This window comes from Pseudomonadota bacterium (genome assembly GCA_018823285.1).
Lineage (GTDB): Bacteria > Desulfobacterota > Desulfobulbia > Desulfobulbales > JAGXFP01 > JAHJIQ01.
The window spans coordinates 46,942-73,600 of record JAHJIQ010000016.1 but is presented as its reverse complement, the minus strand read 5'-3'; the positions used below and the strand labels follow the sequence as shown (position 1 = coordinate 73,600).

The 26,659-nt window shown below is 53.0% G+C and carries 23 protein-coding genes; 18 read left to right on the top strand and 5 right to left on the bottom strand.

Annotated features, from left to right (window positions below; translation table 11 throughout):
• Window positions 1–11: 11 nt before the first annotated feature.
• The gene (locus KKG35_05270; protein ID MBU1737530.1) at window positions 12–938 is read right to left on the bottom strand and encodes a mechanosensitive ion channel family protein; all 927 of its coding nucleotides are present in this window, start codon (window positions 936–938) and stop codon (window positions 12–14) included.
• 283 nt (window positions 939–1,221) lie between these two features.
• Between KKG35_05270 and KKG35_05265 the strand changes: the two genes are divergently transcribed.
• The 7 genes from KKG35_05265 to KKG35_05235 all read left to right on the top strand — a co-directional run bounded on the left by KKG35_05265 (window position 1,222) and on the right by KKG35_05235 (window position 10,591).
• Complete coding sequence (locus KKG35_05265; GenBank protein MBU1737529.1) at window positions 1,222–2,643, top strand: MFS transporter; 1,422 nt, start codon at window positions 1,222–1,224, stop codon at window positions 2,641–2,643.
• A gap of 835 nt (window positions 2,644–3,478) precedes the next feature.
• Window positions 3,479–4,696 carry a response regulator gene (locus KKG35_05260; protein ID MBU1737528.1) on the top strand — a complete coding sequence of 406 codons (1,218 nt, stop codon included), beginning with the start codon at window positions 3,479–3,481 and terminating at the stop codon, window positions 4,694–4,696.
• A gap of 4 nt (window positions 4,697–4,700) precedes the next feature.
• Window positions 4,701–5,087 (top strand): response regulator, encoded by a 387-nt coding sequence (locus KKG35_05255; GenBank protein MBU1737527.1) that lies wholly within the window; start codon window positions 4,701–4,703, stop codon window positions 5,085–5,087.
• 224 nt (window positions 5,088–5,311) lie between these two features.
• Window positions 5,312–6,577: a GAF domain-containing protein gene (locus KKG35_05250; protein ID MBU1737526.1), complete on the top strand. Its 1,266-nt coding sequence runs from the start codon at window positions 5,312–5,314 to the stop codon at window positions 6,575–6,577.
• A 19-nt stretch (window positions 6,578–6,596) separates the two neighbouring features.
• Window positions 6,597–7,751, top strand: coding sequence for a tetratricopeptide repeat protein (locus KKG35_05245; GenBank protein MBU1737525.1), 1,155 nt, complete (start codon window positions 6,597–6,599; stop codon window positions 7,749–7,751).
• 70 nt (window positions 7,752–7,821) lie between these two features.
• Entirely contained in the window at window positions 7,822–9,906 is a 2,085-nt protein-coding gene (locus tag KKG35_05240) for a hypothetical protein (GenBank protein ID MBU1737524.1), read from the top strand.
• Between the two features lie 13 nt (window positions 9,907–9,919).
• Window positions 9,920–10,591: a hypothetical protein gene (locus tag KKG35_05235; protein MBU1737523.1), complete on the top strand. Its 672-nt coding sequence runs from the start codon at window positions 9,920–9,922 to the stop codon at window positions 10,589–10,591.
• A 52-nt stretch (window positions 10,592–10,643) separates the two neighbouring features.
• On the opposite strand, the gene KKG35_05230 is transcribed toward KKG35_05235, so the two are convergent.
• Window positions 10,644–11,288, bottom strand: coding sequence for a DUF3786 domain-containing protein (locus tag KKG35_05230; GenBank protein ID MBU1737522.1), 645 nt, complete (start codon window positions 11,286–11,288; stop codon window positions 10,644–10,646).
• A 119-nt stretch (window positions 11,289–11,407) separates the two neighbouring features.
• Here KKG35_05230 and KKG35_05225 point away from each other — a divergent pair, with 119 nt between their 5' ends.
• Complete coding sequence (locus KKG35_05225; protein ID MBU1737521.1) at window positions 11,408–12,004, top strand: histidine phosphatase family protein; 597 nt, start codon at window positions 11,408–11,410, stop codon at window positions 12,002–12,004.
• A gap of 249 nt (window positions 12,005–12,253) precedes the next feature.
• Here the strand turns inward: KKG35_05225 and rpoN are convergent, their stop codons facing one another.
• From rpoN to lptA, 3 genes are all read right to left on the bottom strand, one after another.
• Complete coding sequence (gene rpoN, locus KKG35_05220; protein ID MBU1737520.1) at window positions 12,254–13,720, bottom strand: RNA polymerase factor sigma-54; 1,467 nt, start codon at window positions 13,718–13,720, stop codon at window positions 12,254–12,256.
• Between the two features lie 75 nt (window positions 13,721–13,795).
• Complete coding sequence (gene lptB / locus KKG35_05215; GenBank protein MBU1737519.1) at window positions 13,796–14,536, bottom strand: LPS export ABC transporter ATP-binding protein; 741 nt, start codon at window positions 14,534–14,536, stop codon at window positions 13,796–13,798.
• Window positions 14,533–15,084, bottom strand: a complete 552-nt coding sequence (gene lptA, locus KKG35_05210) for a lipopolysaccharide transport periplasmic protein LptA (GenBank protein ID MBU1737518.1) — start codon at window positions 15,082–15,084, stop codon at window positions 14,533–14,535. Before lptA ends, lptB begins: the two co-directional genes overlap by 4 nt.
• 561 nt (window positions 15,085–15,645) lie before the next feature.
• Here lptA and argB point away from each other — a divergent pair.
• The 10 genes from argB to dapB all read left to right on the top strand — a co-directional run bounded on the left by argB (window position 15,646) and on the right by dapB (window position 26,639).
• Complete coding sequence (gene argB / locus KKG35_05205; GenBank protein MBU1737517.1) at window positions 15,646–16,527, top strand: acetylglutamate kinase; 882 nt, start codon at window positions 15,646–15,648, stop codon at window positions 16,525–16,527.
• Between the two features lie 38 nt (window positions 16,528–16,565).
• Window positions 16,566–17,720, top strand: a complete 1,155-nt coding sequence (locus KKG35_05200) for an aspartate aminotransferase family protein (GenBank protein ID MBU1737516.1) — start codon at window positions 16,566–16,568, stop codon at window positions 17,718–17,720.
• A gap of 308 nt (window positions 17,721–18,028) precedes the next feature.
• Window positions 18,029–18,940, top strand: a complete 912-nt coding sequence (gene argF, locus KKG35_05195) for an ornithine carbamoyltransferase (GenBank protein MBU1737515.1) — start codon at window positions 18,029–18,031, stop codon at window positions 18,938–18,940.
• Between the two features lie 25 nt (window positions 18,941–18,965).
• Window positions 18,966–20,177, top strand: coding sequence for an argininosuccinate synthase (locus tag KKG35_05190; protein MBU1737514.1), 1,212 nt, complete (start codon window positions 18,966–18,968; stop codon window positions 20,175–20,177).
• 3 nt (window positions 20,178–20,180) lie between these two features.
• Window positions 20,181–21,563: an argininosuccinate lyase gene (argH, locus tag KKG35_05185; GenBank protein ID MBU1737513.1), complete on the top strand. Its 1,383-nt coding sequence runs from the start codon at window positions 20,181–20,183 to the stop codon at window positions 21,561–21,563.
• A gap of 8 nt (window positions 21,564–21,571) precedes the next feature.
• Complete coding sequence (locus tag KKG35_05180) at window positions 21,572–22,681, top strand: hypothetical protein (GenBank protein ID MBU1737512.1); 1,110 nt, start codon at window positions 21,572–21,574, stop codon at window positions 22,679–22,681.
• On the top strand, window positions 22,668–23,924 hold the full coding sequence (lysA, locus tag KKG35_05175) for a diaminopimelate decarboxylase (GenBank protein MBU1737511.1): 1,257 nt from the start codon (window positions 22,668–22,670) through the stop codon (window positions 23,922–23,924). Before KKG35_05180 ends, lysA begins: the two co-directional genes overlap by 14 nt.
• Before the next feature lie 13 nt (window positions 23,925–23,937).
• Entirely contained in the window at window positions 23,938–24,804 is an 867-nt protein-coding gene (gene dapF, locus KKG35_05170) for a diaminopimelate epimerase (GenBank protein MBU1737510.1), read from the top strand.
• A 116-nt stretch (window positions 24,805–24,920) separates the two neighbouring features.
• Complete coding sequence (gene dapA, locus KKG35_05165; protein MBU1737509.1) at window positions 24,921–25,802, top strand: 4-hydroxy-tetrahydrodipicolinate synthase; 882 nt, start codon at window positions 24,921–24,923, stop codon at window positions 25,800–25,802.
• A 27-nt stretch (window positions 25,803–25,829) separates the two neighbouring features.
• On the top strand, window positions 25,830–26,639 hold the full coding sequence (gene dapB / locus KKG35_05160) for a 4-hydroxy-tetrahydrodipicolinate reductase (protein ID MBU1737508.1): 810 nt from the start codon (window positions 25,830–25,832) through the stop codon (window positions 26,637–26,639).
• Window positions 26,640–26,659: the final 20 nt, after the last annotated feature.

Below are 26,659 nucleotides of genomic sequence, written 5' to 3'. Positions count from 1 at the left end.
AACTTCGCAATTCACCGGGAGGCAGGCCCCTTTCTGGCCCCATCCTTGCCCTCCCCGGCATTGTCATAAAATCGCTGGGTGGGATAGGCAAAATCAATATCGTCACACGCGGCAAAAGCCCTGAGAATGTCCTCCCAGATCGCCTGATTGCTGCCCCTCCTCTGCCGCGGCGGGATAAGGTAACGGATGGTCAGCAGCACCCCGGAGTCCTTGACCGTGGTGTAGACCGTCGGGGTCAGCTTGGAATAAAAGATCATGTACTTCTTGCTCGCCTCCCTGATCCGGCTTTCAGCCGTGGCGGAGAGGTCGGCACCGTGCTTTCCCGCAATGTCCATAAGAATCCCCTTGGCCTTTTCCCAGTTACTTTCAAAAGTCACCAGGACAGGGATCTCATTCCAGATGAATTCGAACCCTTTTGAGTAGTTGGCAACCACCTCATCAATAACCATGCTGTTGGGGAGATGGATCACCCGGCCCGTGCTCTGGTCGGCATCGACCCAGTTGCCGATCTCCATCAGGGTAAATTTGAAGATCCTGATATCGATCACATCACCGCTGTAATTGTTGACCTGGATACGATCACCGACCGAAAAGGGTTTGCGCCAGAGGATAAAAGCCCACCCGGCGAGACTCTTGATAAGACTCTGCAAAGCAATGGCCAGACCGGCAGTGACCAGCCCGAGAAAAGTCGCCAGGGACTCCATGCGATGGAACCAGATGCGACCGATCATGATGATGCCGATGCCGACGGCAATATAAATGGTGCTTTTCTGCCATCTGTAACGGATATGAGCGTCTTCGGTGCGGCGCCAGATCATCCGGATTACCACGGTACGGATGATCCAGAGGGTGATTACGGTCAACAGAGAATAGATGATGCGCTGCTGACTGTCCGGCAGGTTAGAGAATCTATGCAGCCAATCGGTGATTCGATCCATTTAAACCTTCCATTCCACTCATTTTGGAGCGCCTTGTTTCGCTGGAACGCGTCAGTCATTATCCCTTTCCGGACATTTCCAGTCAATACAGAAATCTGTCAGTCTTGACACGCCGTCGGCTCACCATTCCGGCAACAAAAACCCACCGCCCTAGGAAGCACACCGTTCACACTTCATTCTGTCCCGGGAAGGAATATCAATTGCCAGTGGAATATGTTTTTGTTTAACTGGTTTGTTGAAGATTTTTTTTTGTAAGCCCTTTGCAAGGCGATCAACACACTTCATGAAAAACAGTCATTCACCTGTGCATACAGGCAAAGATAACGCCCTCAAGGCGTCGATGCATGACGGAATCTCTCATGCCGTCATGCTCGGCGCCGGTGAGAGCTACCTCGGCGCCTTCGGCATTTTCCTGAAAGCAACGACCCTGCAGATCGGTCTCCTCGCCGCTCTGCCTCTGGTGTTCGAAGCAATTGCTCAGTGGATCAGCGCCCTGACTCTTGACCGGTTCCGCAGCCGCAGAACCGTTATCTTTTTCTGGATCCTTTTCCAGGCTGTTTTATGGCTGCCCATGGCCTTGCTTCCCTTTCTTTTCGAACAGGGGACCGTTGCCGCAGTCTCACTGATCTGCCTGGCAATATTGAGCCATGTTGCCACCGGATGCATTCACCCGGTGTGGAGCAGTCTGATGGGCGATCTGGTTCCGCCCGGCAATCGCGGCAGATTTTTCGGCAACCGCAACCGCTTTACCGGAATGAGCAGTTTTATCAGCCTGCTCATTGCCGGCAGTGTCCTGCACTTCTTCAAGAGGGCGGAGTTCGCAGCCCTTGGTTTTCTCGCTGTTTTTATTGTTGCCATGCTGGCCCGTTTACATTCCGCTTTCTGGATTCGCCGTTACGAAGATCCTCCCTATCATGTTCATCCTGAAGACGTCTTTTCCTTCTGGCAGTTTCTACGCCGTGCGCCCAGGTCGAATTTTGCGAAGTTCACTTTCTTCTTTGCCATGGTGAATTTCAGCGTTTCATTTTCTTCTCCCTATTTCGCCTTGTACATGCTCAGGGACCTTCAGTTCAGTTATCTGGAATTCACAATTGTCTCGGGCACCGCCACCCTGTTTCAGTTTTTGACTTTTCGCTACTGGGGCGAGATCAGCGATCGCTTCGGCAACAAGAAAATTTTGAACGTCTGCAGTTGGGGGATCGCGATTGTGCCAGTCTGCTGGCTTTTTTCAAGCAACATTTTCTATATCTGCTCCATCCAGATTTATGGAGGCATGGTCTGGGCTGGCTTCAATCTCGCGGCCGCCAACTTCATCTACGATGCCTGCTCCCCGCCAAAAAGGGCGAGGTGTGTTGCATACCGGGGAGTGATCAACAGTGTATTTGTTCTGGCCGGATCAATGTCCGGAGGGTTTGTGGCCAAACAGCTGCCGGCTGATTTTTTTATCGGTCCGCTTCATTTTGCCTATCCGCTGCTTTTCATCTTTTTTGTTTCCGGGATTCTGCGGTTGTTGTCCGCCGCTTTTTTTCTGAAAATATTTCACGAAGTCCGAGAGGTGGAACCTATTCGCAGCCGGGAACTTGTTTTCCGCATCACGCACATTAAGCCCATAGCCGGGGCAACCTTCAACCTGATGACCTATTTTTTCCGCGACCAGAAACTGGAATCTGAAAAAAAGATTTCCCCTCCGCCTCCCGTGTCTTAACGGTCTGGCTGGACAGCCGCCTGTAAACGTTTACAGCCGAGTCAGATACAGGTGCAATCACTCATATTTAAACAGCAGGAGCCTTTAAATATAAATGCTTTCTGCACTCGAAAAGCAGCCTCACATCTTCCTATGAATTATTCCTTTTTGGATAGATAATATATGGCGCAAGAACATTGCAGATTATCCGCGGGACACCACCTGCAGAACATCCACTGAAATCTAGCTCAGGCCTGCCCCTTCGGGGCCACCACCAGGGGACCCGAGGAAGCAATATCGCCGTCAAATGCGATGGCTACACAAACCGGCATTCCCGGCCAGGTCAAACCTACCCGACTCGGAGCCCGGTTTTACAGGAAATAGAGGTACTGCAGGTCGAGATCCGCCTCTCCGGGTGATCTTGCCGCCTGGTCGGCGCAGTCATGCTGGGCGACATCAACCGAGCCTGAGGCTATACCAATCTGATCACGGGCGGCTTTCTCTTGGGCCGGAAAACCCGGCGTTTAATCGTGTCAACCATCCGAAGCAGGCGTTTTTGTCTCAGCGACGCCACCCCTGTGAGCCAGGAGCCTCATCAATTCAAATCCGGGCAGTTTTAAAATCCATAGATCTTCCCTCACAACAAATGAGGCATCAACTGTGCACCATGAAAACGTCAATTCTTCTCTGAAAAAAGTAAACGTCCGCATTATCCAAATTCACGCTGCAACGAAAATTTGACTTTTCCCCGGGACATATTCCATACTTTAGTGGGATCGTCCCATCCCTGCAGGGAAATTCTTCATCCTCATCCTTTTCGATTTTTATCGCAAAAAGAACTGAGACAGCTGACGCCATGAACAACGGTTCCATCCTCATCCTTGATGACAGCAGATCGGTTCTCTCCTTTCTCGAAAACCTGTTTACAGCTGCCGGCTACAGAGTGCATACGGCAATAAACGGCCGTGAAGGCTGGGATTTTCTCCAGAAAAACAAAAACATCGATCTCGTTTTCTCAGACCTGGAAATGCCGGTTATGAATGGTCTTGAACTCTGTCGTTTGGTCAAGGGCGATTCCGCTCTCAAAGGGGTTTATTTCATTATCTATACGACCCACAAGGCATTGAATGAAAAAGTCGAGGGATTGACGATCGGCGCTGATGATTACATTGAAAAAACAACCAGACCGGAAGAGATTCTGGCAAGAATCAAGGCCGGCATGCGGGTCAGACTTCTGCAGGATGAATTAAAGAATGCCCACCGCCGGATATATCAGCACGAGAAGATGGCTTCCATCGGCCAGCTGGCCGCAGGGGTTGCCCATGAAATCAATAATCCGCTGGGCTTCATCACCAGCAATTTAAGCACTCTCCGGAAATACCTCGACCGGATGACCAGACACATCGATTTTCTTCAGACCCAGGTGCGGGAGGAAGCGGCAGACAGGGTGAAACAGCAAGAAAAACAGCTTAAAATCGACTATATCCTTCAAGATGCACATGACCTGATCAATGAATCCCTGGAAGGGGCAGAACGGGTCGTCCGGATCGTCCAGGGGCTGAAAACATTTTCCCGGGTAGATGACGCTACCAGCAAACCGGTGGATATCAATGCCAGCCTCGACAGTGCCATCAACATGATCTGGAATGAATTAAAGCATAATGCGACACTGACCCGGGATTATTCAGACCTGCCGGAAACAACCTGCAACGGCCAGCAACTCAATCAGGTCTTTCTTAATCTGCTGGTGAATGCCGTGCACAGTATTGCTGATCATGGCAAAATCAAGATCAGCACCAGGCATGAAAACGGCTGGATCACCGTTGCAATCACCGATACCGGCTGCGGCATCCCCCCTGAAAATATCAACCGGCTGTTCGAACCTTTTTTTACCACGAAAGAGATCGGCAAAGGGACCGGCCTCGGCCTCAGCATTTCATACGAAATTATCCAGAAGCATGGTGGTGACATTACCGTGGAAAGTACCCCGGGAAAAGGAAGCACTTTCACCGTCAGGCTTCCGGTCCGTCATGAAAACACGAAACCGGAAAAAAAACCCGCCGGGACAGGATGAAAAGATGACGACAAAAACTTTACTCATCGTTGATGATGAAAAATCTATCCTCACCGCCCTCAAAAGAGCTCTTGCGGATGGCGACTTCCGGATCCTGACCGCAGGGAGCGGTCAAGCCGCTCTGGATCTGATCCAAAGCCAGGAAATCCATGTCATCCTCACCGACAACCGGATGCCGGAAATGAGCGGTATCGAACTGCTGACAAAAATCCGTACCACCTCACCCGGAACGGTCAGGATCATGATGACCGGATATGCCGACCTTTCCACCGCCATGGAAGCCATCAACTCGGGAGAAATATTCAAGTTCATCGTCAAACCCTGGGACAATGCGGAACTCCTGCAAATCATTTGCCAGGCTATGACCCGCTTTCCCAATCAGAAGGATTGAAAAGTCCGCTGCTCCGCATTTCACCGACTCCCCTGGGACTCGATACGCGCTCACTCTGCAGCGCCCCTGTTTCTCCACACCGAAGCACCTTCTTCCCGGCACAACAACTCATCACACCGCAGGCCGATTTTCTTTTTTGTGTTTTTTCTGTCCTGTCCTCTGTGATACAATTTTTCTGATACGGGCATTCCGGAGAATCCCCACACTCTTACCATGGATCCTTTATGAACAAAAAAGCCACGACGGGCAAACCATCTGCCATTGACCTGAAAATGGCCAATCATCTGCTTGAAAGCATCTCCCGGATAAGCCATGTGATCTCTGCCGGCAAAGGCAGCTTCAGAAAACGGCAGGAAGACATCCTCAGGATCATCCTTGACTATCTTGGCGCGGAACAGGGATCCATCATGATTCGGGAGAAAAAGAATCTGATTGTGACTGCGGCCACCCGTAAAGGACTGATCGGTATCAAGCAACCATTATCCGACCCTAATTCCGTAGCGAGCTGGGTGGCAAACAACTGCACCCCCCTCTACATCCCGGACATCACCAAAGACAAACGGTTTCAGGGGCGATCCAGCGGAAAATACCGAAAGCAGTCGCTTCTTTCAGTACCGATCATCAGGGCAAATCGGACCGTCGGCGTTATTAATGTGACCGACAAGGCAGGGGCGAAAGACCTGTTCAAAGAAGACATCACCTACCTTCTGGAATTCAGCAGCCTGCTCCTCTGGCTGGTAATCAAGGAAAACCTCAATGACGACTTACGTAAACAGAAATGTCAGCTCCGTAAGAAAAACATGGCCCTGCATCGTCAGCAGAGCATGATGGAAGACCTTTCCCGGATGCTGGTCCATGACCTCAAGGGGCCCCTGTCGGAAGTGGTGGCAAACCTCGACATCCTCTCCTATTCCATTACGGATCAGAATCGGGAATTCCTTGAGTCCGCCCAGATCGGCTGCGACCGGGCGGTCAGGATGGTTTCCAATCTGGTGAGTATCAACAAGCTTGAAGATGGCAGAATGCGCCTGATCGAGGAAGAGGTCCGTCCGGGCAACCTGTTGGAAGAGGCCACCACCGGCATCAGAGGGCTTGCCAGAAACAAGGGGATCACCATCAGATGTGAACCGGCAGAAGGGCTGCCTGCATTGAAGGCAGACCGCGTTCTGATTCTGAGAGTCCTGCAGAATCTCCTGACCAACGCTTTAAGTTACGCCCCGAGCGGATCGACCATTACCGCCAATTGCACAAAAACCGATGGAAATTTTATTGTCTTTTCCATCGCAGATGAAGGTCCCGGCATCCCGGAAGAGAAAAAGGAGCTTGTCTTTGACAAGTATGCTCGACTCTCTTCGCGCCACGACAATCTGATCGGCAGCGGTCTCGGTCTCTACTTCTGCAAACTGGCGATTGGAGAACACAGCGGCACAATCAGAGTCGAGAACAATCCAGGCAAAGGGTCCCGATTCTACTTCACTCTTCCGATCTGACGGGAACCAAGGAACCGTAATGCAGACCCCCGACAAAATGAACTTTCTGATTGTTGACGACATCGACAACATGCGTCGCTCGATCAGGGCCATGCTGAAGCTCATCAATTATGGGAAAAAGCACTATGAAGCCGGTAATGGCCGTGAGGCGTTGAAGATTCTCACCGAAGATTCGGTTAAAATCGATTTCATCATCAGCGATTACAATATGCCCACCATGTCCGGCACTGAGCTCCTTGACCAGGTGCGGACGAACAAGAGTACCAGGGATATCCCTTTTCTGATGATCACCGCCGAAGCCAATATGGAGGTGGTTGCTGAAGCGGCAGAACACGATGTCGATGCCTATCTGACCAAACCTTTTGTCACCGCCTCTCTCGAACAGAAAATCAACGAACTGCTCAGAAACCTGAATTCCCCATCCGCCATGGCCACCCATCTCCGTAATGCCAGAAACCTGGAAGAAAAAGGCGATCTGCCGGGGGCGATCTGCGAGGCGGAAAAAGCCATCGATCAGACCAGTATCTCGTCCAGACCATTCAGAGAACTGGGACGTCTTTACCTGAAATCCGGCAACATGGATAAAAGCCTCACCTATTTCAAACAGGCCATCGCGACCAACCGTCTCGACGTAACCTCATACCATTATCTTGGCCATATCTATCACCGCCGGGGTGAAACGAACAAGGCGATCGATAATTTTTACAAGGCAATGGAGATCAGCCCCCGCCATTATGACCGGGCCATTAAATTCGCACGGCTCCTCTTTAAACAGGGCAAGGAAAAGGAGGCGGAAAAGATCCTGCGCCTGGTCCTGAAAAGTAATACCGGTAATTTTGAGGCCAAGGAGGAAATTGCCATGGTCTGCGAGGAATTCAAAATCCCCGCCCTGGCCGTCAAGGCTTTCCGGGAAATACTCAAAGAGGCCCCCGAGCGGACGTACCTGAACATTAAGCTCGGCAACTGCCTTTACATGCAGGAGGATTATCTGGAGGCATCCCGGGTCCTCGAAAAGGCCATGGAAAAACAGAGCGAAAATATCGACGTGATGCTGACCCTGGCCAGGATCTACCTGGCCATGAAGATTCCGGTCAGAGCGGATAAGTGGGCCGCAAGAGTTTTGCGCCTGGATCCCGACAACAAGGAGGCCCGGGCGCTCCTGGCAAAATGCTGACCACCCCGGTGCCCCGGAAAAGCCGACAGCTGCCCGACTCGTTACACCTGAGGGCCGGCGGAGAATTTGAATGGAATCAGGAATCTCATCACATGTGATTATTCATATTCACTCCTATCAGGGACAACTGATAGTCGGTGATACATGGCAGGCCATCACCGCCGATCTCCACGCTTCTCTCAAACAGCACGGCATTGAAGACCCGCGCAGTTCCCCTACACTCCTGCAGTTTAAATTCAACCACCCCTTTTCAGCCCTCGCCGCAGTCCTGGAAACCCTGGAGAAGATCAAGAGCGATCACGGCTGGCCTGTCGACCAGGATCCTCTTCCGATCCAGATCGTTTTTCATCTCGATAAAGCGGGTGAGTTGACCCCGCCGATCAGGGAGGCAAGTTCGGATATCTGGGACTTTCTGGAAAAAGAAAAAACCTATGTCACAAATACCCTGAAACACCAGTGGGATGCGGTCATGGCCGGCCGTCAGCTCCCGGAACACTCTTTTGAGTCTGTTGGCCAGGGGCTGTATCTCCTCCACCTTAAGGAGAATCTGGCCATCAAAACCAAGAAGCTCTTCCAGCACCGGGAGATATTTCTGGCCGGGGATCGTCATGAATGCTTCTACTGCGGCATGACCAGTCATGATCCGCTTCAATGCCCGGCAAAACATCTGCCCATGAACACCATGGGGCTCGATCTGATCGGCTTCCTCCCCTTCGAGCAGATAAACGCTCTGGCCCCCGAGGTGTTCAAAAATCCCGAGAAGTTTTCGCCGGTCCTCGCCGCCGGAGTCTCCCCGGCAAAATTCAGAAAGTCCGCGTCTCTGATTGTGCTTACCGGCTTCCTTGATACCAACCTGGTGTACCAGCCCCGCTTCCTTTGGCAGCTGACCTTTTCCAGTGCAGCCGGCTGGCAGGATGCCTTGGATACCGACAGCGAAAGCCTGAAGATCGACAGCCCCACGATGCAGCTCGGTCTCGACAGCCTCCGGGTCGGCAAACTTGCTGACGCAGCCTTCCAATTTGAAAAAGAGCTGAACCGCCCCAAGGGGCAGAAAAAGTTTTATGCCTCAATCGGCATGGCCTTCGTTCATCTTGAGCAGAACGAAACCAAATACATGGAGCACTACCTCAACAAGGCGTCCGAGATTGCCAGTCTGGACAAGGAACTCATCTACATCAAACTGCTCATGGCCAGACATCTCTGTCTGACAAACAAACTCTGGGAGGCCGATCAGGAGCTGAAAAACGCCCTGTCCACCGACCGGAACTGCTATGAAGCACGATACGCGATCGTCCGGGTCGCCGTAAGAAGCGGCTTCGGCGAAAAATCCATTTCAGAACTACAGCGACTTGCCGATTCCGAGCAGGGACTCTTCATCTCCATCCTGCTTGATCCTGAACTGAAGCCGATCCAGGGGCTGATCGAAGAGATGCTCTTCGCGAACGCACATAGCAAGGCCCAGAAAGCCGCCAACAATCTGGGCAATGCCAGAAACGAATGCGAGGATCTTGCAGAATGGCTCCCGGCAGACGATCCCCAACTGGAAAACAACAGAAGCACTCTGGCCAGACTGGAAAAACTCTATGGCGGCGGCAGTTATTACGGCCTGCGTGAAGTGGAAGGCCGCGCCGAAGGGCTCGTTTATAACTGCCAGAGAATCCGGGGTGAAATGAACACCGAACTCAAGGACAAAATCGGCCGATCCTACGCCATTCTGACGTCCTGTGAGAAGTTCTGGCTGCAATACCCGCACCAGATGTTTTTCACCAATTTTGCCGCCGGCCTGAAAATTACCAGAAGCAATATCCTGCAAGCCGACGCCAACCTGGAAAAATACACCGGCGCTTCTTTCGGTCAGGCGCGTGAACTACTGGAGACCTCGCAAAAGGAGCTCCAGATTCTGCGAAAAACCATCAACAGGATGGTCAGCCTGAAAAATATCATCGAAACCGCCATCTCCTTCGGTAAATTCCTGATGCTCAGTGAAATCATCTGTCTTGTCGCAGTGACGGTACTCCTGATACTTTTCAGCGGCGAGGAAGGCCCGGCCATCATGAGCAGCCCTGGTTTTTTCCGGCAGGCCCTGACCATGACCGCCCTCTTCGTCGCCCCCTTTCTGGCCCTTGGCCTGACCGCCAGAAAAAGCAGAGGCTAGGACACAAACTCGCATGCTGAAAGATCTGGTCGGGAAACTTGCGAAGTATTCCAGAAACCCCGTCGCCGTAGATCTTTCCCGCTTCAATGATCCGGTCTCCATCGCAACGAAATGGTCCCCTGCCAGGAGCGGAGGAGCAAACTTCCGGACCCACACCCTGGTTTGGGTCGACCCCGACCGGATTGAGTTCAAACCTTCAATCGGCGCCAAAATATTCTATCTGGTCTTTTTGCTCTCGGGGCTCGGCGTTTTGATCTTCATAATGACCCGGATTCTTTCATCGGAACCGGATGTTCCTCTGGGCGAAATCCTGGTTCCCATTCTGGTCGTCACCCTCTTCACGCTTGGCGGGGTCATCCTGTTCTACATCGCCACCGCGCCGATCATATTCGATCGAAGGCGAAAGTATTTCTGGAAAGGGCGACAGGATCCTGCAAAAATGATTGAGAAAAAGGGGGCCAGGCTCTTCGCCACATTCGGCGATATTCATGCCCTGCAGATTCTCTCGGAATTTTGTCGGGGCCAGAAAACTTCCTACTATAGCTATGAATTAAATCTGGTCCTCAAGAACAGTGAACGAATCAACGTTATCGACCACGGAAACCTTAACCAAATCAGGGAAAACAGCCGAATTCTGTCTGACTTTCTCGACATTCCGGTATGGGACGCGACCCTCAATGGATAATTGCCTCCATGGGATTTTCAGCCTCAGCTGACTTCCAGGGACATTCGTTGATTCAGGGAGAAACGAGAACTGTCTGGATTTGCTGCTCCATAGCCATAACCGTGACCATTGCCATACTCCACAGCACATCGGTGGGAAACAGGTCAACGCATCCCTTGTGAAAAAAGAAGTCAACTCTGGCCGGGAACTCTTCGTCATCGACCCAGAGGATCAGGGTGACCGGCATTTTCGGGAAGGGAAATAGTTTGACCGCCGCATCCCCGTATTCCGACACTTCCCCGCCCAGCAGCTTTCCCCTTTCGATAAATCCGGCAGGATCGGCGCCGAATTTTAGCGCAATCCGTTCCACGGGCAACACATGGGTCCCGGTGACGAATATCTGCCCACCTTTTACCTCCGAAGGGCGGATCAATTCACCGGCGCTCGTCATGTCCTGAGCCAGGATCAGATACTTCAGAAGAGCCAGATCAAAAAAATGGCCCGTTCTGTTCAGGAGATAATCAGCAATCGATGATTTTCCGAAAATCCTCCGTTCCTGCAGGGAGATGATAATATCCTGCCCGAAGGATCTGAGCATACAGACACCTGTTTCCTTGTCAAAACTCGCGCCGGCCCCGATACAGGACTCCTCCGGATCAAGCTCCAGAAAAAGCCGCCAGGAATGCTCGTGCCCGGTCAGCGACTTCACCTCAGACATCTGTTTGCCTTCAATCCTTTGTTTATTGAAAGAATCTGGTATTTATACTGACAAAGAATTCTTCTCCATATAATATGGCGCCGCAACTTTTTATCAATCATGAACATCCGGAACAATCTATGAGTACCAGAATTTTCCTGATCAGGCATGGCACAACCGGTGCCAACCTGAACAACATCTTTGCCGGGCGTTCAGATGAACCCCTGCATCCAGAAGGGAAGCTGCAGCTCTCCCGGGTGGCGGAAAAACTCCGCGGGACTGGCGTTAACCATATCTATTGCGGGCCCCTGACCCGGACCAGAATGTCGGCAGAGATCATCAGCAAGACCACCGATGCCCCGCTTGAGACACATGACGCCTTCAATGAAATCGATATCGCCCACTGGGACGGACTGACCAAGGATGAGATCCGGGAAAGGTTCGGGCCCGAATACCCGACCTGGCTGGAAACTCCCGAAATGTTTTCGGTGGAATACTGCGAGACTTTAACTGATGTTCAAACCCGTGCCGTCAAAGGAACCGAAGAGATCCTCGCCGCACATCCGGGGCGGAATATCGTGGTGGTCAGCCACCTGATCGTGCTCCGCACCCTTGTCCTTCACTACCGAAACCTCCCGCTCAGCGCCTTCCGCTCGCTCAAGATCGGCAACGCCTCCATCACCGAACTGGTGCAAAGAGAAAATGGGCAGCTTGAGGTTGTATCTGAACGAGAGTAGGTCTTGATAAAGCTGAGTTGAGCAGCGAGGCTGCTCGTACCGATAAGCGAGCTTGCGAGACATCGTGACTTATAGCCGTAGGGTGAAAGTCCTGATTTTCCAACCCATTTTCCGTTATTCACGGCGTGGACCGGAATCTATCTTTCCGCTATGGTTCACTGGAATCTTGACCAGACCCGGAATGACGGATTTGCGGGAACACACGCACCGCACCCCACCGGGATATTTCTGATATCTATCTGATATCTATTAGAATCTGGGGCTTTTTCTAAGCTTTGAAGGCAGGATCCCAAGCTGTTCCCGATATTTGGCAACGGTACGGCGGGCAAGCTTGATATTGTCTTTCTCGAAGATCTCGGCAATGGCGTTGTCGCTCAAAGGTTTCGCGCTGTTTTCCTCCTGCACGATCGCCTTGATCCGGTTCTTGATGCTGAGCGATGACATGGCGTCCCCGCCGTCCCGCCTCTCGATGGAAGAAGTGAAGAAGTACTTCAGCTCGAAAGTCCCTTGCGGGGTGTGGACATACTTGTTGTTGGTGACCCTGCTGATGGTGGATTCGTGCATCTCGATATCTTCCGCCACATCCCGCAACACCAGGGGCTTGAGATGTTCCACGCCCCTTTCGAAAAAATCTTTCTGAAACTTGATGATACTTTCCACCACCTTGTAAATGGTACGCTGCCGCTGCTGAATGCTCTTGATCAGCCAGGCCGCCGATTTCATCTTGTCTGAGATATATTCTCTGGTACTCCCGCCCGCCGCCTTGTCTCCCTTCAGAATATCCCGGTAAAAATTACTGATCCGCAACCTGGGCAGCCCGTCGTCGTTCAACATGATCACATATTCGCCGTCCACCTTGTGGACATACACATCGGGAGTAATATACTGGGGCTCCTCGTCTGAATACTGACGGCCGGGGAAAGGATCGAGGCTGACGATCACATCGATCGCCTCCTGGACACTCTGTTTGCTGCGACCGGTTGCCTTGACGATTCCCGCGTAATTTCTGGTCTCCATCAGAGAGAGATGGTCGCGGACAATGGTCGCCGCGAGGCTCTTGTCCAGATCAAGCCTTTCCAGCTGCAGCAGAAGGGATTCCTGAATGGAGCGGGCGGCGATGCCCGCCGGGTCCATATCCTGGATCAGCTCGACCATATACTCGGCAGTATCGTGATCGCACCCGGTTTCCTGCATGATGGTTTCCAGATCAACTTCCAGAAATCCGTCCCGGTTCAGGTTGCCGATGATGTACTCCCCAACTTCCACCTCCTCGTCGCCGACGGCGGTAAGGTTCAGCTGCCACTGCAGATGGGACTGCAAATCAGGCTTGCTGGTGAGAATATCCAGCCTTGAGGGGAGGTCACTTTCCTCGCTTGGTTTAAATGACGGCAGGGGCTCATACTCATTGGCATAATCCTGCCAGTTGATTTCCTGCAGGGAGGAATTGGTGTCCATCCTCACTTCGGTGGTTACCTGGGTAAACTCCTGGTCGGACTGAAAGTCTTCGGCGCCCGCCTCCCTTTCCCGCGCATCTCCGTTTTCCTGATCGGCTGACAGACCGATATCCTCGAGAAGCGGGTTCTGGTCGAGCTCCTCTTGAATGGTCGCGGCCAGTTCAAGTCGGGAAAGCTGGAGTAGTTTTATTGCCTGCTGCAGCTGGGGGGTCATCACCAGTTGCTGGGCTAATTTTAGCTGTTGTCTGAGTTCCAGGGCCATGGGGGTATTATCTTACTTAACCGTTCTGCTGGCAAGCTGTTTTAAAGTGCCGCAGGATTAATCGCCATCGTATTTTTACATTTTAAAATTTTCCCCGAGGTACATCTGTCTTGCCTCATCACTGTTCACTACTTCCTCCGCCCTGCCGCTGGTAAGAATCCGACCGCTGCTGACGATATAGGCAAAATCACAAACCGACAGGGTCTCCCGCACATTGTGGTCGGAGATGAGTACCCCGAGACCTCGCTCTTTAAGGTCGGTAATGATCTGTTGCAGGTCGGTGACCGACAGAGGATCTATCCCGGCAAACGGTTCATCCAGGAGAATGAATTTCGGGTTGGTGGCAAGGGCCCGCATGATCTCGGTCCGGCGTCTTTCCCCTCCGGACAGTGAATGGGCCTTGTTCTTGGCGAGATAGCCGATCTTCAGATCACCCATCAGCTGGTCGATCCGGTTACGGATCTCCTTTCTGGAAAGACCAAGGGGTTCGAGAACAATCCGCACATTTTCCTCAACGGTCAATTTCTTGAACACCGAGGAATCCTGGGCCAGGTATGAGATGCCCTTCAGCGCCCTCTTGTGGATCGGCAGTGAAGTAATGTCCTCGCCATCCAACAACACCGCCCCGGAATCAGGCCTGATAAATCCGGCTATGGTATAAAACGACGTGGTTTTCCCCGCACCGTTGGGACCGAGCATGCCGACAACCTTTCCGGTTTCCACCTTGAGGCTGATACCATCAACCACCCGCCTTTTTTTATACTGCTTGACGATGGACTTCGTTTCGAGAACCGACAATTGAAATTCCTTTATCATTTACCGGGGCCGGAGTCGGGATAGAAAAAAGCCTTGACCCTGCCCCCCTCTGTGTCTCCCTTGTTTTCGACGATGCTTTTGCCCTCGTCAAGATAGAGGGTGATCCTTTCCCCGGTCACCATGTTGTTGTCCTGCCAGACTCTGGTATTGCCGGTCAGGACAACCTTTCGTTCACTTGAAAAATAATCCACCTTGTCACCGGTGGCCGCCCAACCCTCCCTGATAATCTCGACATGCCCCGTTGCCAGCAACTTTTCAATGGACTTGGTTGCTGCAGCCGCAACAGGAGCCTCATCTCCGGCCTCATCCTTTTTATACTGGACGGTCATTTCGTCAGAACGAATGACAAGATCAACCTGCCGCGCTTCAACATTGCCGAAAAAACGAACGGTGCTCTTGTTCTGCTCCGACTCCATCCGATCAGCTTCGATATGAATCGGTCCGCTGGAACCCTTGTCGCCGGCGGTTACCGCTCTCACATTCTGGACTGCCAGAAAACAGGCCGTAAGCAGCACCGGGATACATATTTTTTTGTTCACCAGACCCATTATCACTCTCCAGAATTGCTTGCCGGACAATGCCCCAATCTACTTCCTGAACCGATAAATGTAAACAGGGCAACTGCTATTTCCCGCTTCTGTGACCGCGCTTCAATTGAAGCTCCCCGCGGCAGATAGCAAACGGAGTGTGACTTCAGCCACGGGGAATCTCCGTATGGAAAGCTACTTACATCAAATTCGCTCACTATCCCCCCAGCAGATAGCGAACAGCGTGAGACTCCGGTAAGGGGAGCTGCGACACTCCGAGTCTCCTTGCAGTCGCTTCCATGAGCTGCGGGGAATGCCTTTCGCTATGAATGTTCAACCAGCTCGACAGCCATCAACACACCCGAATAACACCTTTTAAGAAACACCGCCTTTCTCCGGCAAAAACAACTCTCCCTCCAACATATTCTTTACATCTATATGGGAGGTAATTATGATTGCCGGGCAAGAATCACCGGTCTCGGAAACATTGTTGTTCCCCGTGCAACATCCGGCGGTCTCAATACCCGGAAGATGTGACCAGATGCGGAAAAGATAAATCCAAACGGATACAGAACGTCTACCATGCAAAAGATTATCGAAAAAGCCAAAATCCTGATCGAGGCCCTTCCCTATATCAAGGAGTTTTCAGGTCGCAAAATTGTCATCAAATACGGCGGCCACGCCATGGTCGATGAAGAACTGAAAAAAAACTTCGCCCTGGACATGATCCTGATGAAATACATCGGTCTGAATCCGATTATTGTTCACGGTGGCGGCCCGCAGATCAACAAATTTCTGGCCAAAATGAACATCAAGTCCGATTACGTTCAGGGGATGCGGGTCACCGACGGCGCCACCATGGATGTGGTTGAAATGGTTCTGGTCGGCAAGGTCAACAAGGAGATTGTCGGTCTGATCAACTACTACGGCGGCAAGGCAGTGGGCCTTTCCGGCCGCGACGGCGATCTGATCAAGGCCAAAAAAATGCAGATCATGAAAGACCAGGTTGACACTGCCCCCCCGGAGCTCATTGACCTCGGGCGGGTCGGTGAAGTAACCGAGGTGAACCCGGACATCTTGAACACTATTGATGCACGCGATTTCATTCCGGTAATCGCCCCGGTGGGCGTCGGCCCGGATGGCCAGTCATACAATATCAACGCCGATCTGGTGGCGGGAGCCCTGGCCGCGAACCTGAATGCCGCAAAGCTCATTCTCCTGACCGATGTCGACGGTGTCTTGGACACGGATCGCAACCTGATCTCAACGCTGACCTGCAGTGAAGTTGACCTGGCAATTAAATCCGGCCTGGTCACCGGCGGGATGATCCCGAAAGTCTCCTGCTGCCGTGACGTGGTCAGGGCGGGAGTCCCCAAAGCCCACATCATCGACGGCCGGCTTGAACATGCCGTTCTCCTGGAACTGTTCACCAATGAAGGAATCGGCACGGAGATAGTGGCGTGAAAAATATCGACATCATTGAAAAGAGCAGCCGCCTTTTCATGAATACCTACAGCCGCTATCCGGTGGCGATGGTCGAAGGAAAAGGCTGTCGGCTCAAAGATGCCGAAGGCAATGAATACCTCGACTTTCTCTCCGGGATTGCGGTCTGCAGCCTCGGCCACTGCCACCCGGCAGTCACGCAGGCCATCTGCAACCAGGCCGGGAAACTGGCTCATGTTTCGAACCTCTATCACACGCTGCCGCAGACAGAGCTTGCCGAATTGCTGATCGCACACTCATTTGCCGACCGGGTTTTCATGTGCAACAGCGGCGCCGAAGCCAATGAGGCCGCCATTAAACTTGCCCGCAAACACGGCGGTGAAGGCCGGTATGAGATTATTTCCCTTGAGAGTTCCTTTCACGGCCGGACCCTGGCAGCCATTGCCGCCACCGGCCAACCAAAATTCCACAAAGGTTTCGAACCGCTGCCGATCGGCTTCATCCATGCTCCCTTTGGTGATATCGAAGCTCTGACGAATCTTGTTTCCGCGAAAACCTGCGCTATCCTCTGTGAGCCTTTACAGGGAGAAGGCGGGGTTCGCCCCCTGGAGAAAGAATATCTTGCGGCGATCCGTGCCCTCTGTAACAAGCATAACCTGCTGCTGATCTTTGATGAGGTGCAGGTCGGCATGGGCCGAACCGGGACCCTCTTTGCCTATGAACAATTCGGAATCACTCCCGATGTCATGACCCTTGCCAAAGCCATGGCCAACGGCCTGCCCATCGGCGCAGTGCTTGCCAGAGAAGAGGTGGCGGCATCATTTGATCCGGGAAGCCACGCTTCAACGTTCGGTGGCAACCCCATTGCTTCTGCGGCAGCCACGGTGGTGGTAAAAACCCTGCTGGCCGGAGATTTCCTTGAACAGGTTCGAGAAAAAGGCGGATATCTTGCCGCCAGGCTTGCCGACCTGGTCTCCCGCTACCCGGAAATCGCCATCAGCGTTCGCGGCCTCGGCCTGATCCAGGGGCTGGTCCTCTCACCGGAGTATATCTGCAAAGGAACGGAGATCATCAACAAGTTGTTCGCACGACGGATCCTGGCCAATTTCGCCGGCAACAAGGCATTGCGTTTCCTGCCACCGCTGATCATCAGCCATGCGGACATCGACATCCTCCACCATGAGCTGGACGTGATCTTTTCTGAAAATCACTAACCCCCGACCGTCCTTCAACCTCGTGTTCTTCCATTACAAAAGCTTTGCAAATTCGTTTCTTTTTTTGTAATGGTACATGTTTCCCGGCGAACAAGGGGCTTCGTATTGTCGGGAAAAAATCTATTTCGATCAACAGTCGGCTCAATCACGCTGCACATCCGGCCCTGCAGCTCAATGATTGGGCCCATATTATTTTGTCGGTCTCACAATTTGTTCCGGGCCGGCAGCAAGATTCATCAAACTTTTAAACTGGCCGCCGGCTCATGCATTGCCCTGATTTTGCAGAAAGCCAAGCAGAGAATACGCTTATGACCCGACATCTTCTATCACTCTGGGACTTCGACAAGACACAGCTGACCGAGTATCTTGACCTCGCGCTGCAACTGAAAGGAGAAAGCACGGCGGGAATCCGCCACCAACAACTGGCAGGAAAAATCATCGGCATGGTGTTCGAGAAACCTTCAACCCGAACCAGAGTTTCTTTCGAGGCCGCCATGTACGGTCTTGGCGGCCAGGTGATCTATCTTGCCAGTAAGGATACCCAGCTGGCCCGCAACGAACCCCTGAAAGACATGGCCCGGGTCATGGACCGATATGTTGACGGCCTGGTGGTCAGAACCTTCGGCCAGGAGATCGTCGACGAACTGGCCAAGTACTCATCAATCCCGGTGATCAACGCCCTGACCGACAAACACCATCCCTGTCAGATCCTGAGCGATGTCATGACGGTGATCGAGAAGAAAGGGAAGATCGAAGACCTGAACATTGCCTGGGTGGGAGACGGCAACAACATGGCCAACTCATGGATCCAGGCAGCAGGGCGACTCGGTTTCAACCTCAGCCTTGCCTGCCCGGAAGGCTATGAACCCGATCAGGAAATCCTTGCTGCGGCTCAGGCTGAAGGTCTTGGCAGGATCGAATTGATGCGCGACCCGGTCCACGCGGTCAGAGATGCCGATGTAATCAATGCCGATGTCTGGGCCAGCATGGGCCAGGAGAGCGAATACGAGGCCCGGCTCAAGACATTTCAGAAATACCAGGTGAACAACACTCTGCTGCAGGAGGCAAAAAAGGACACCATCGTCCTTCACTGCCTGCCCGCCCACCGGGGAGAAGAGATCACCGATGAAGTTCTTGAAGGCCCGCAATGCGTGGCCTTTGACCAGGCTGAAAACAAAATGCACATCCACAAGGCAATCCTCGCCCTACATTTATCATAAGCTCAAGACTACTTTCGGAGACAGAATGGCTGCTGACATCAAAAAAATCGTTCTGGCGTATTCAGGTGGCCTGGATACCTCGGTTATCCTCAAATGGCTGAAAGAAGAATACAGGTGTTCCGTCATCGCCTATGCCGCTGACGTCGGGCAGCATGAGGATTGGGACAAGGTCCGTGAAAAAGGGCTTGCCACCGGAGCGGAAAAAGTCATCATTTCCGACCTCAGGGAAGAGTTTGTCCGCGATTATGTTTTCCCCGCTTTCCGGGCCAATGCCATTTACGAGGGATCTTATCTGCTCGGCACCTCTCTGGCGAGACCGATTATTGCCAAGGAACAGGTCCGAATCGCCGAACTGGAAAATGGTGATGCGGTGAGCCATGGCGCCACCGGCAAGGGAAACGATCAGGTGCGTTTTGAACTCACCTATATGGCATTGAACCCGAAGTTGAAGATCATTGCCCCATGGCGCACCTGGGACCTTAACTCCCGGACCAAGCTGATGGCTTACGCAGAGAAACACGGGATCCCGGTTCCGACAACCAAAAAAAACCCATACAGTTCCGATGAAAATCTGCTGCACATCAGTTTTGAAGGAGGGCTGCTCGAAGACCCTTGGAATGAACCGGAGGAGAGCATGTTCAAGCTCAGCTGCTCACCCGAGGCCGCTCCGGATAAACCGACCTACATCGAGATTGACTTTGCTGCCGGCAGCCCGGTGGCCATTGATGGGGAGAAGCTTTCACCGGCTGATCTGCTGGCCCGGCTGAACCGACTGGGCGGCGAGAACGGAATCGGCCGCCTTGATCTGGTGGAAAATCGCTTCGTCGGCATGAAATCCCGCGGAGTTTACGAAACACCCGGCGGCACCATTCTCCGAGCCGCCCACCGCGATCTTGAAACCATCACCCTTGACCGGGAGGTCATGAAGATCCGGGACAGTCTGGTGCCCAGGTACTCCGAGCTCATCTATAACGGTTTCTGGTTCTCGCCGGAAATGAGGCTCCTGCAGAAGACCATGGATGAATGCCAGACAATGGTCAACGGGGTTGTACGGCTGAAACTGTACAAGGGAAACTGCATTCCCGTAGGCCGCAAATCGATCAACTCTCTCTACCAGGAAAGCTTTGCAACTTTTGAAGAGGACAATGTTTACACCCAATCGGACGCCGGCGGCTTTATTCGCCTGAACGCCCTGCGGCTCACCATCAATGCCCTGATCCAAAAAAACATAGGTTAAGCCATGTCCGACAAGCTCTGGGGAGGACGTTTTTCATCGCGAACCGCCGCCTCCGTTGAATCCTTTACCGCATCGATTGATTATGACGCCCGCCTCTACCGGCATGACATCATGGGCAGTATTGCCCACGCCCGGATGCTCGGCAGACAAGGATTGATCAGTAACGAAGAGAGCAGTCGGATCATAGCCGGCCTGCAGGAAATCGAAAAGGAGATCGAAGAAGGCAGGTTCACCTTCCGCCCTGAACTCGAAGATATTCACATGAATATCGAAAAAGCGCTGGTGGAAAAAATTGGCCCGGCAGGGATGAAACTGCATACCGCCAGAAGCAGAAACGATCAGGTGGCTCTTGATATCCGCCTCTATCTACGAGATGTAATTGCCGAGCAGACCGACCTGCTCATCGCTCTACAGAAGGCATTTGTGCAACTGGCCAGGAAAAATCTTGGCGTGATCATGCCGGGCTACACCCACCTCCAGAGGGCGCAACCCGTCCTTCTTTCCCATCATCTTCTCGCCTATTTCGAAATGTTCGGCCGTGACCGGCAGCGACTCGCCGATTGCCTGAAACGGGTGAATATCATGCCCCTCGGTTCTGCCGCACTGGCGGGAACAGGTCTACCCATTGACCGGGAATCAGTGGCAGCAGAACTTGGCTTTCCGGCCGTCACCGCCAACAGCATGGACACCGTCGGCGACCGGGATTTTGCCATTGAATTTGCCTCGGCGGCAGCGCTTATCCAAATTCACCTGAGCCGTTTGTCCGAGGAACTTGTTCTCTGGTCCAGTGAAGAATTTTCCTTTGTGAGGCTTGCCGACAGCTACTGCACCGGCAGCAGCATCATGCCGCAGAAGAAAAACCCGGACATCCCGGAGCTGGTGCGAGGGAAAACCGGGAGGGTCACCGGTAATCTGGTCTCCCTGCTGACCATCATGAAAGGGCTGCCGCTCACCTATAACCGTGACCTGCAGGAAGACAAGGAGCCTCTTTTTGACACCATCGACACGGTGAGCGCCTGTCTTTCAATTACCGCCGAAATGCTGAATCATACCGAATTCAACACCGCCCGGCTGGCAAATGCCGTCAGTGGCGGCGGGTACATGACGGCAACGGATATGGCCGACTATCTGGTGGGCAAAAACATCCCCTTCCGTGAAGCCCATTCCATCGTCGGCAAGAGTGTCGCCTACTGTATTGACCAGGGAAAGGACCTGACTGATCTCACCCTTGATGAACTGAGAGTTTTTTCTGCAGATATCGATGAAGATATTTTCGTCCTCCTGACTGTCGAGGGCTCTGTAAACAGCAGAACATCCACGGGAGGCACTTCAACAAGCCGGGTTGAAAAGGCAGTGGCCGATGCCGAAAAATCTCTGGGCCTGTAAATAAACAGATGCGCCGATGTCGAACCATAGCCTGGCTGCTGATCCTGTCTGCCGGGCTTTTGCTCGGGAGCTGCGGCAGAAAAACCAGACCGGTCCCTCCGCAGTCGGTTGTTCCGGCCAGGATCACCGATCTTCGCGCCCAGGCGGATGACACCGGAATCACTCTCAGCTGGAGTTGGCCGGACCGCACGGAACAGGGCGGGCGCCTGAAAAGTCTGTCCCATTTTCTCGTTGAAAAAGCGGTATACCGGGCAGATGAATCCTGCCGTGAATGCCCGATCGCCTACAGCAAGGCGGCCAGAATTACCGGTGGCACCCTGCCTGCTGATGCCGCCGGTCGCCGGGCGAGCTTTCGTGACCTGGAACTGCAACCGGGCCACCGCTATTATTACCGGGTTTTTTCCAGCATGGGATGGAATGTGGTCAGTCTGCCGTCCGACCCCGTCAGCCAGGTCTGGCGGATCCCCCTGGCGTCACCTGCCGGATTCACAGCCAATGCCGGGGACGGGATAGTTTCTCTCTCCTGGCAGGCCGTCAATACTGACATTGACGGCCAGACCCAGACCGGAACAATCGCCTACAGAATTTATCGGACTTCCGGTGATGGGCAGCCTGTACCGCTCGGTGAACCGATGTCGGGCACGGAATATCACGATCGGCGGGTCGTGAACGGCACCCGCTACCGCTACCTGGTTATGGCCACTCACGCAGAAGGCGGTGGCGGCCGTTTCAGCGAGTTGGTTGAGGCCACCCCGTCGGATTTGACTCCGCCCCCCGCTCCCCGTGGTCTGAAAGCAATCAGAACCTCCGATGGAACCAGCCTCTTCTGGGACCCGGTTTTTGCAGAGGATCTCGCCGGATACCTTGTGTTCAGAAGAAACGCCTACCGCGCTCCGGAACCTGGTCGGGAGGCAAAAGAAGAGCAGGACCTTGATTATATAGAAATCGGCTCGGTAAAAACTCCTGCAACAAGTTTTACCGACCACCACCTGCCGGAACCTGGCTCCACCTGGAATTATACGGTCAAGTCATTTGATACTGCAAACCCACCAAACTTGAGTCCCTTCTCCTGGGAAGTAAAAATTAAACGGGAAAGACAGAACAATGAATCACTTTAACTTTCAGCATCACGAACTGCACTGCGAGTCGGTGCCGGTAAAAAAAATCGCCGCGGAAATGGGCACACCTTTCTATCTTTACAGCGCCGCCACCCTTCGCCATCATTTCAAGGCATTTGACGAACCATTTCAGGGCATGCCTCATCTCAGCTGCTTCGCGGTAAAATCCTGTTCCAACCTGGCCATTCTCCGCCTGTTCGCAACCCTTGGCGGCGGCGCAGACATTGTCTCCGGTGGCGAGCTCTTCAGGGCGTTAAAGGCAGGCATTGATCCGAAAAAGATTGTTTTTTCCGGGGTTGGTAAAACCAGGGAGGAACTGGCATACGGTCTGAAAGAAAAAATTCTCCAGTTCAATGTTGAATCGGAGCAGGAGCTTGACGCTCTGCAGGAAGTTGCAGCCTCTCTGGGGGTTACCGCCCCGGTTTCCTTCAGGGTCAACCCTGATGTAGACCCGAAAACCCATGCCTACATTTCCACGGGGCTTGCCAAAAACAAGTTCGGTATTCCCATTCAGGATGCGGTCAAGGTCTATGTGAAAGCCCGAGGGCTAAACAACATCAGGATTCAGGGGGTCAGCTGCCACATCGGCTCCCAGTTGACTACCGTGGCCCCGTTCATCGAGTCACTGCGCAAGCTGAAAGTCTTTATAAGCACATTGTTTGAACAGGGAATCGAGATCACTCATCTCGATCTGGGGGGCGGCCTTGGAATTCAGTACAATCTGGAGGAACCTCCTCATCCGGAAGAATACGCGAAAGCGATCCGGGAAGAACTTGGCAACCTCAACTGCACCTTGATCCTGGAGCCCGGTCGCGTTATAGTTGGGAACGCGGGAATTATGGTTACCAGGGTCCAATATACCAAAGAGGGGCCCACCAAAAAATTTGTGATCGTTGATGCCGGGATGAATGACCTTGCCCGCCCCAGTCTTTACGGTGCGTATCATGCAATTCTCGCGGTTGATGCAGCAAAGACAGATTATCAGGTGGCTGATGTGGTCGGTCCAATCTGCGAAACCGGCGATTTCCTGGCCCGCGACCAACAGGTCCCGGTCTGTGAGCAGGGAGATCTGCTGGCCGTGATGAGCGCAGGAGCCTACGGGTTCAGCATGTCATCCAATTACAACTCAAGGCCTCGGGCTGCCGAGATTCTGGTGGATGGTGAAACCTTCCATACCATCCGCCGCCGTGAGTCATACGAAACCCTTATCCGGGATGAAGCTATCCCGGATTTTCTCAAATAATCGTGCAGGTACCATGGAATTCCCGATCCCATTCACCAAGATGAGCGGCACCGGCAATGATTTTATTCTCATTGACAACCGGAACGGCACAATCAGAAAAGATGAAATGTCACACCTGGCCCGAAGGGTGTGCAGGCGACAGTTTTCCGTCGGCGCCGATGGGCTGATTCTGATCGAAAATTCGGACCAGGCGGATTTCCGCTGGCATTTTTACAACGCTGACGGCAGCGAGGCTGAAATGTGCGGCAACGGTGCTCGCTGTGCCGCCCGCTTCGCGTTCAGCAGGGATATCGCCCCGGCCTCCATGAAGTTTGAAACCATTGCAGGTTTGATTTCTGCCGAAATGTCGGGCCTCTCGGTCAAAATCCGTCTCACCCCGCCATCTGACATCATCATGGCCCGTTCAATTGACGTTGCCGGCCAACAGGTAGAAGTTCACTCGATTAATACCGGAGTTCCCCATGCCGTGTATTTTGTTGATGACAACAGTAAATCCCCTGTTGTTGAGATGGGGCGGCTTATTCGACACCACAAGTTGTTCGAGCCTGCAGGCACAAATGTAAACTTTGTGCAGTTGCCGAAAGAAGAACTTTACGTCAGGACCTATGAAAGAGGTGTGGAAAACGAAACCCAGGCCTGCGGCACCGGTGCGGTGGCTTCTGCCCTGATCGCCGCCCTGCACGGGCATGTTACTTCACCGGTAAAGGTCCGGACTTCCGGCGGAGAACAGCTGATCATTCATTTTACCCTGCTCGATGTTGATCCCGGTCTGCAGCAGGGGATTGTCGCAGTTCAACACGAACAGAGAATTTCCGAAGTTTTTCTGGAGGGTCCGGCAAGCTTCATCTATGAAGGGAAGATTCTGCCGGAAGCCCTGTAAGTCGCGGTTGTATTGTTGAAATCTCTGAAGGTTTTATTTGCTTTTTAGCGACCAGTCTCGTAATAAAGACAGGTCGCTTTCCATTATATTATTTAATTTATGATCAGGAGAATATCATGACCCAGTTCAAAGGAGCCTATGTAGCCATCGTTACCCCGTTTACCGAAGGCAAGGTTGATAAACAGGAACTGGCCGACCTTATTGAATTCCAGATTGCAGGAGGCACCCACGGGATCGTACCCTGCGGCACCACCGGTGAATCGGCAACCCTGTCCCACGAGGAACACCACGAAGTGGTTGAGCATACCATCAAGGTTGTGAACCGGCGGGTGCCGGTGATTGCCGGAACCGGTTCCAACTCCACGTCTGAAACAATTGAACTGACCCGCCATGCCAAACAGGCAGGTGCCGATGGTGCTCTGATCATCACCCCTTATTACAATAAACCTTCCCAGGAAGGTTTGTACCAGCATTTCAAGGCAGTTGCCGAAGCGGTTGATATTCCGATTATCATGTACAACGTGCCCAGCCGGACCAGCATCAACATGCTTCCGTCAACCGTTGCCCGTTGCGCCCAGATCCCGAATATTGTCGGAATCAAGGAGGCGACCGGGGACTTGAACCAGATCAGTGATGTGATCAGACTCTGCCCCCCGGACTTTATTGTCCTCTCGGGAGATGACCCGACATCGATGGCCACTGTCGCCATCGGGGGTAAAGGGGTTATCTCCGTGACCTCGAACGTTGCCCCGGCAGACATGTCGGCGATGATGAATGCCGCGCTGGCCGGTGACTATGATGGTGCACGGAAACTGCACTACAAAATGGTCCCCCTGATTAAAGCGATGTTCTTCGATACCAATCCGGTCCCTGCCAAGACTGCTCTAGCCCTGATGGGCAAGATCAAGGCGGCTAACCCTCGTCTGCCTCTTTATACCATGGCGCCGGACACTCTTGACAAGCTGAAGCAGGCCCTCACAGCCTACGGACTAATTTGAATCTCTCTAATGAACCAGGAGCAAATCATGACGAAAGTCATTGTGGCCGGCGCTGCCGGCAGAATGGGCAGACGCATCTCATTTATGGTCGACCAGCACCCGGATCTCCAGCTGGTCGGTGGTTTTGAACAACCGGGCAACCCCGAGATCGGCAAAGATCTTGGTGAACTGGCCGGGGTCGGTCCGGTGGGCGCCTCCCTTTCAGACGATCTTCTGAAAATCATCGACCAGGGAGATGTGATCATTGATTTCACCTTTCACGAAGCCACCATGAAATTTGCCCGTATCGCAGCCGAGCATGGGAAAGCGATGGTGATTGGGACCACCGGACTCAGTCAGGAGAATCTTGCCGAGCTGAAAACCCTCTCCGCAAACTTCCCTTGCGTCCAGTCCCCGAATATGGCTGTCGGAGTGAATGTATTGTTCAAGGTGGCCAGGAAAGTCGCTTCGATCCTTGGCGACGCATACGATATCGAAATCGTTGAAGCTCATCACCGGATGAAGAAAGACGCCCCCAGCGGCACCGCCCTGAAACTGGGCGAAATGGTTGCCGAAGGCGTAAAGCGCGATCTGAACAAGGTCGGGGTTTTTGAAAGGCATGGCATCATCGGCGAGAGAGGCGACAAGGAGATCGGTATTCAGACCATCCGGGCCGGTGATATTGTTGGTGAACATACCGTCTATTATGCCGGAGCCGGCGAACGGCTTGAAATCACGCACCGGGCACACAACCGTGACAATTTCGCCCGCGGTGCCGCACTCGCCGCAGCCTGGATCGCCGGCAAGCAGAATGGCATGTACACCATGTTTGACGTCCTGAATCTTCAAGACCTTTAATCTTCTCTTAGCAAGGAATT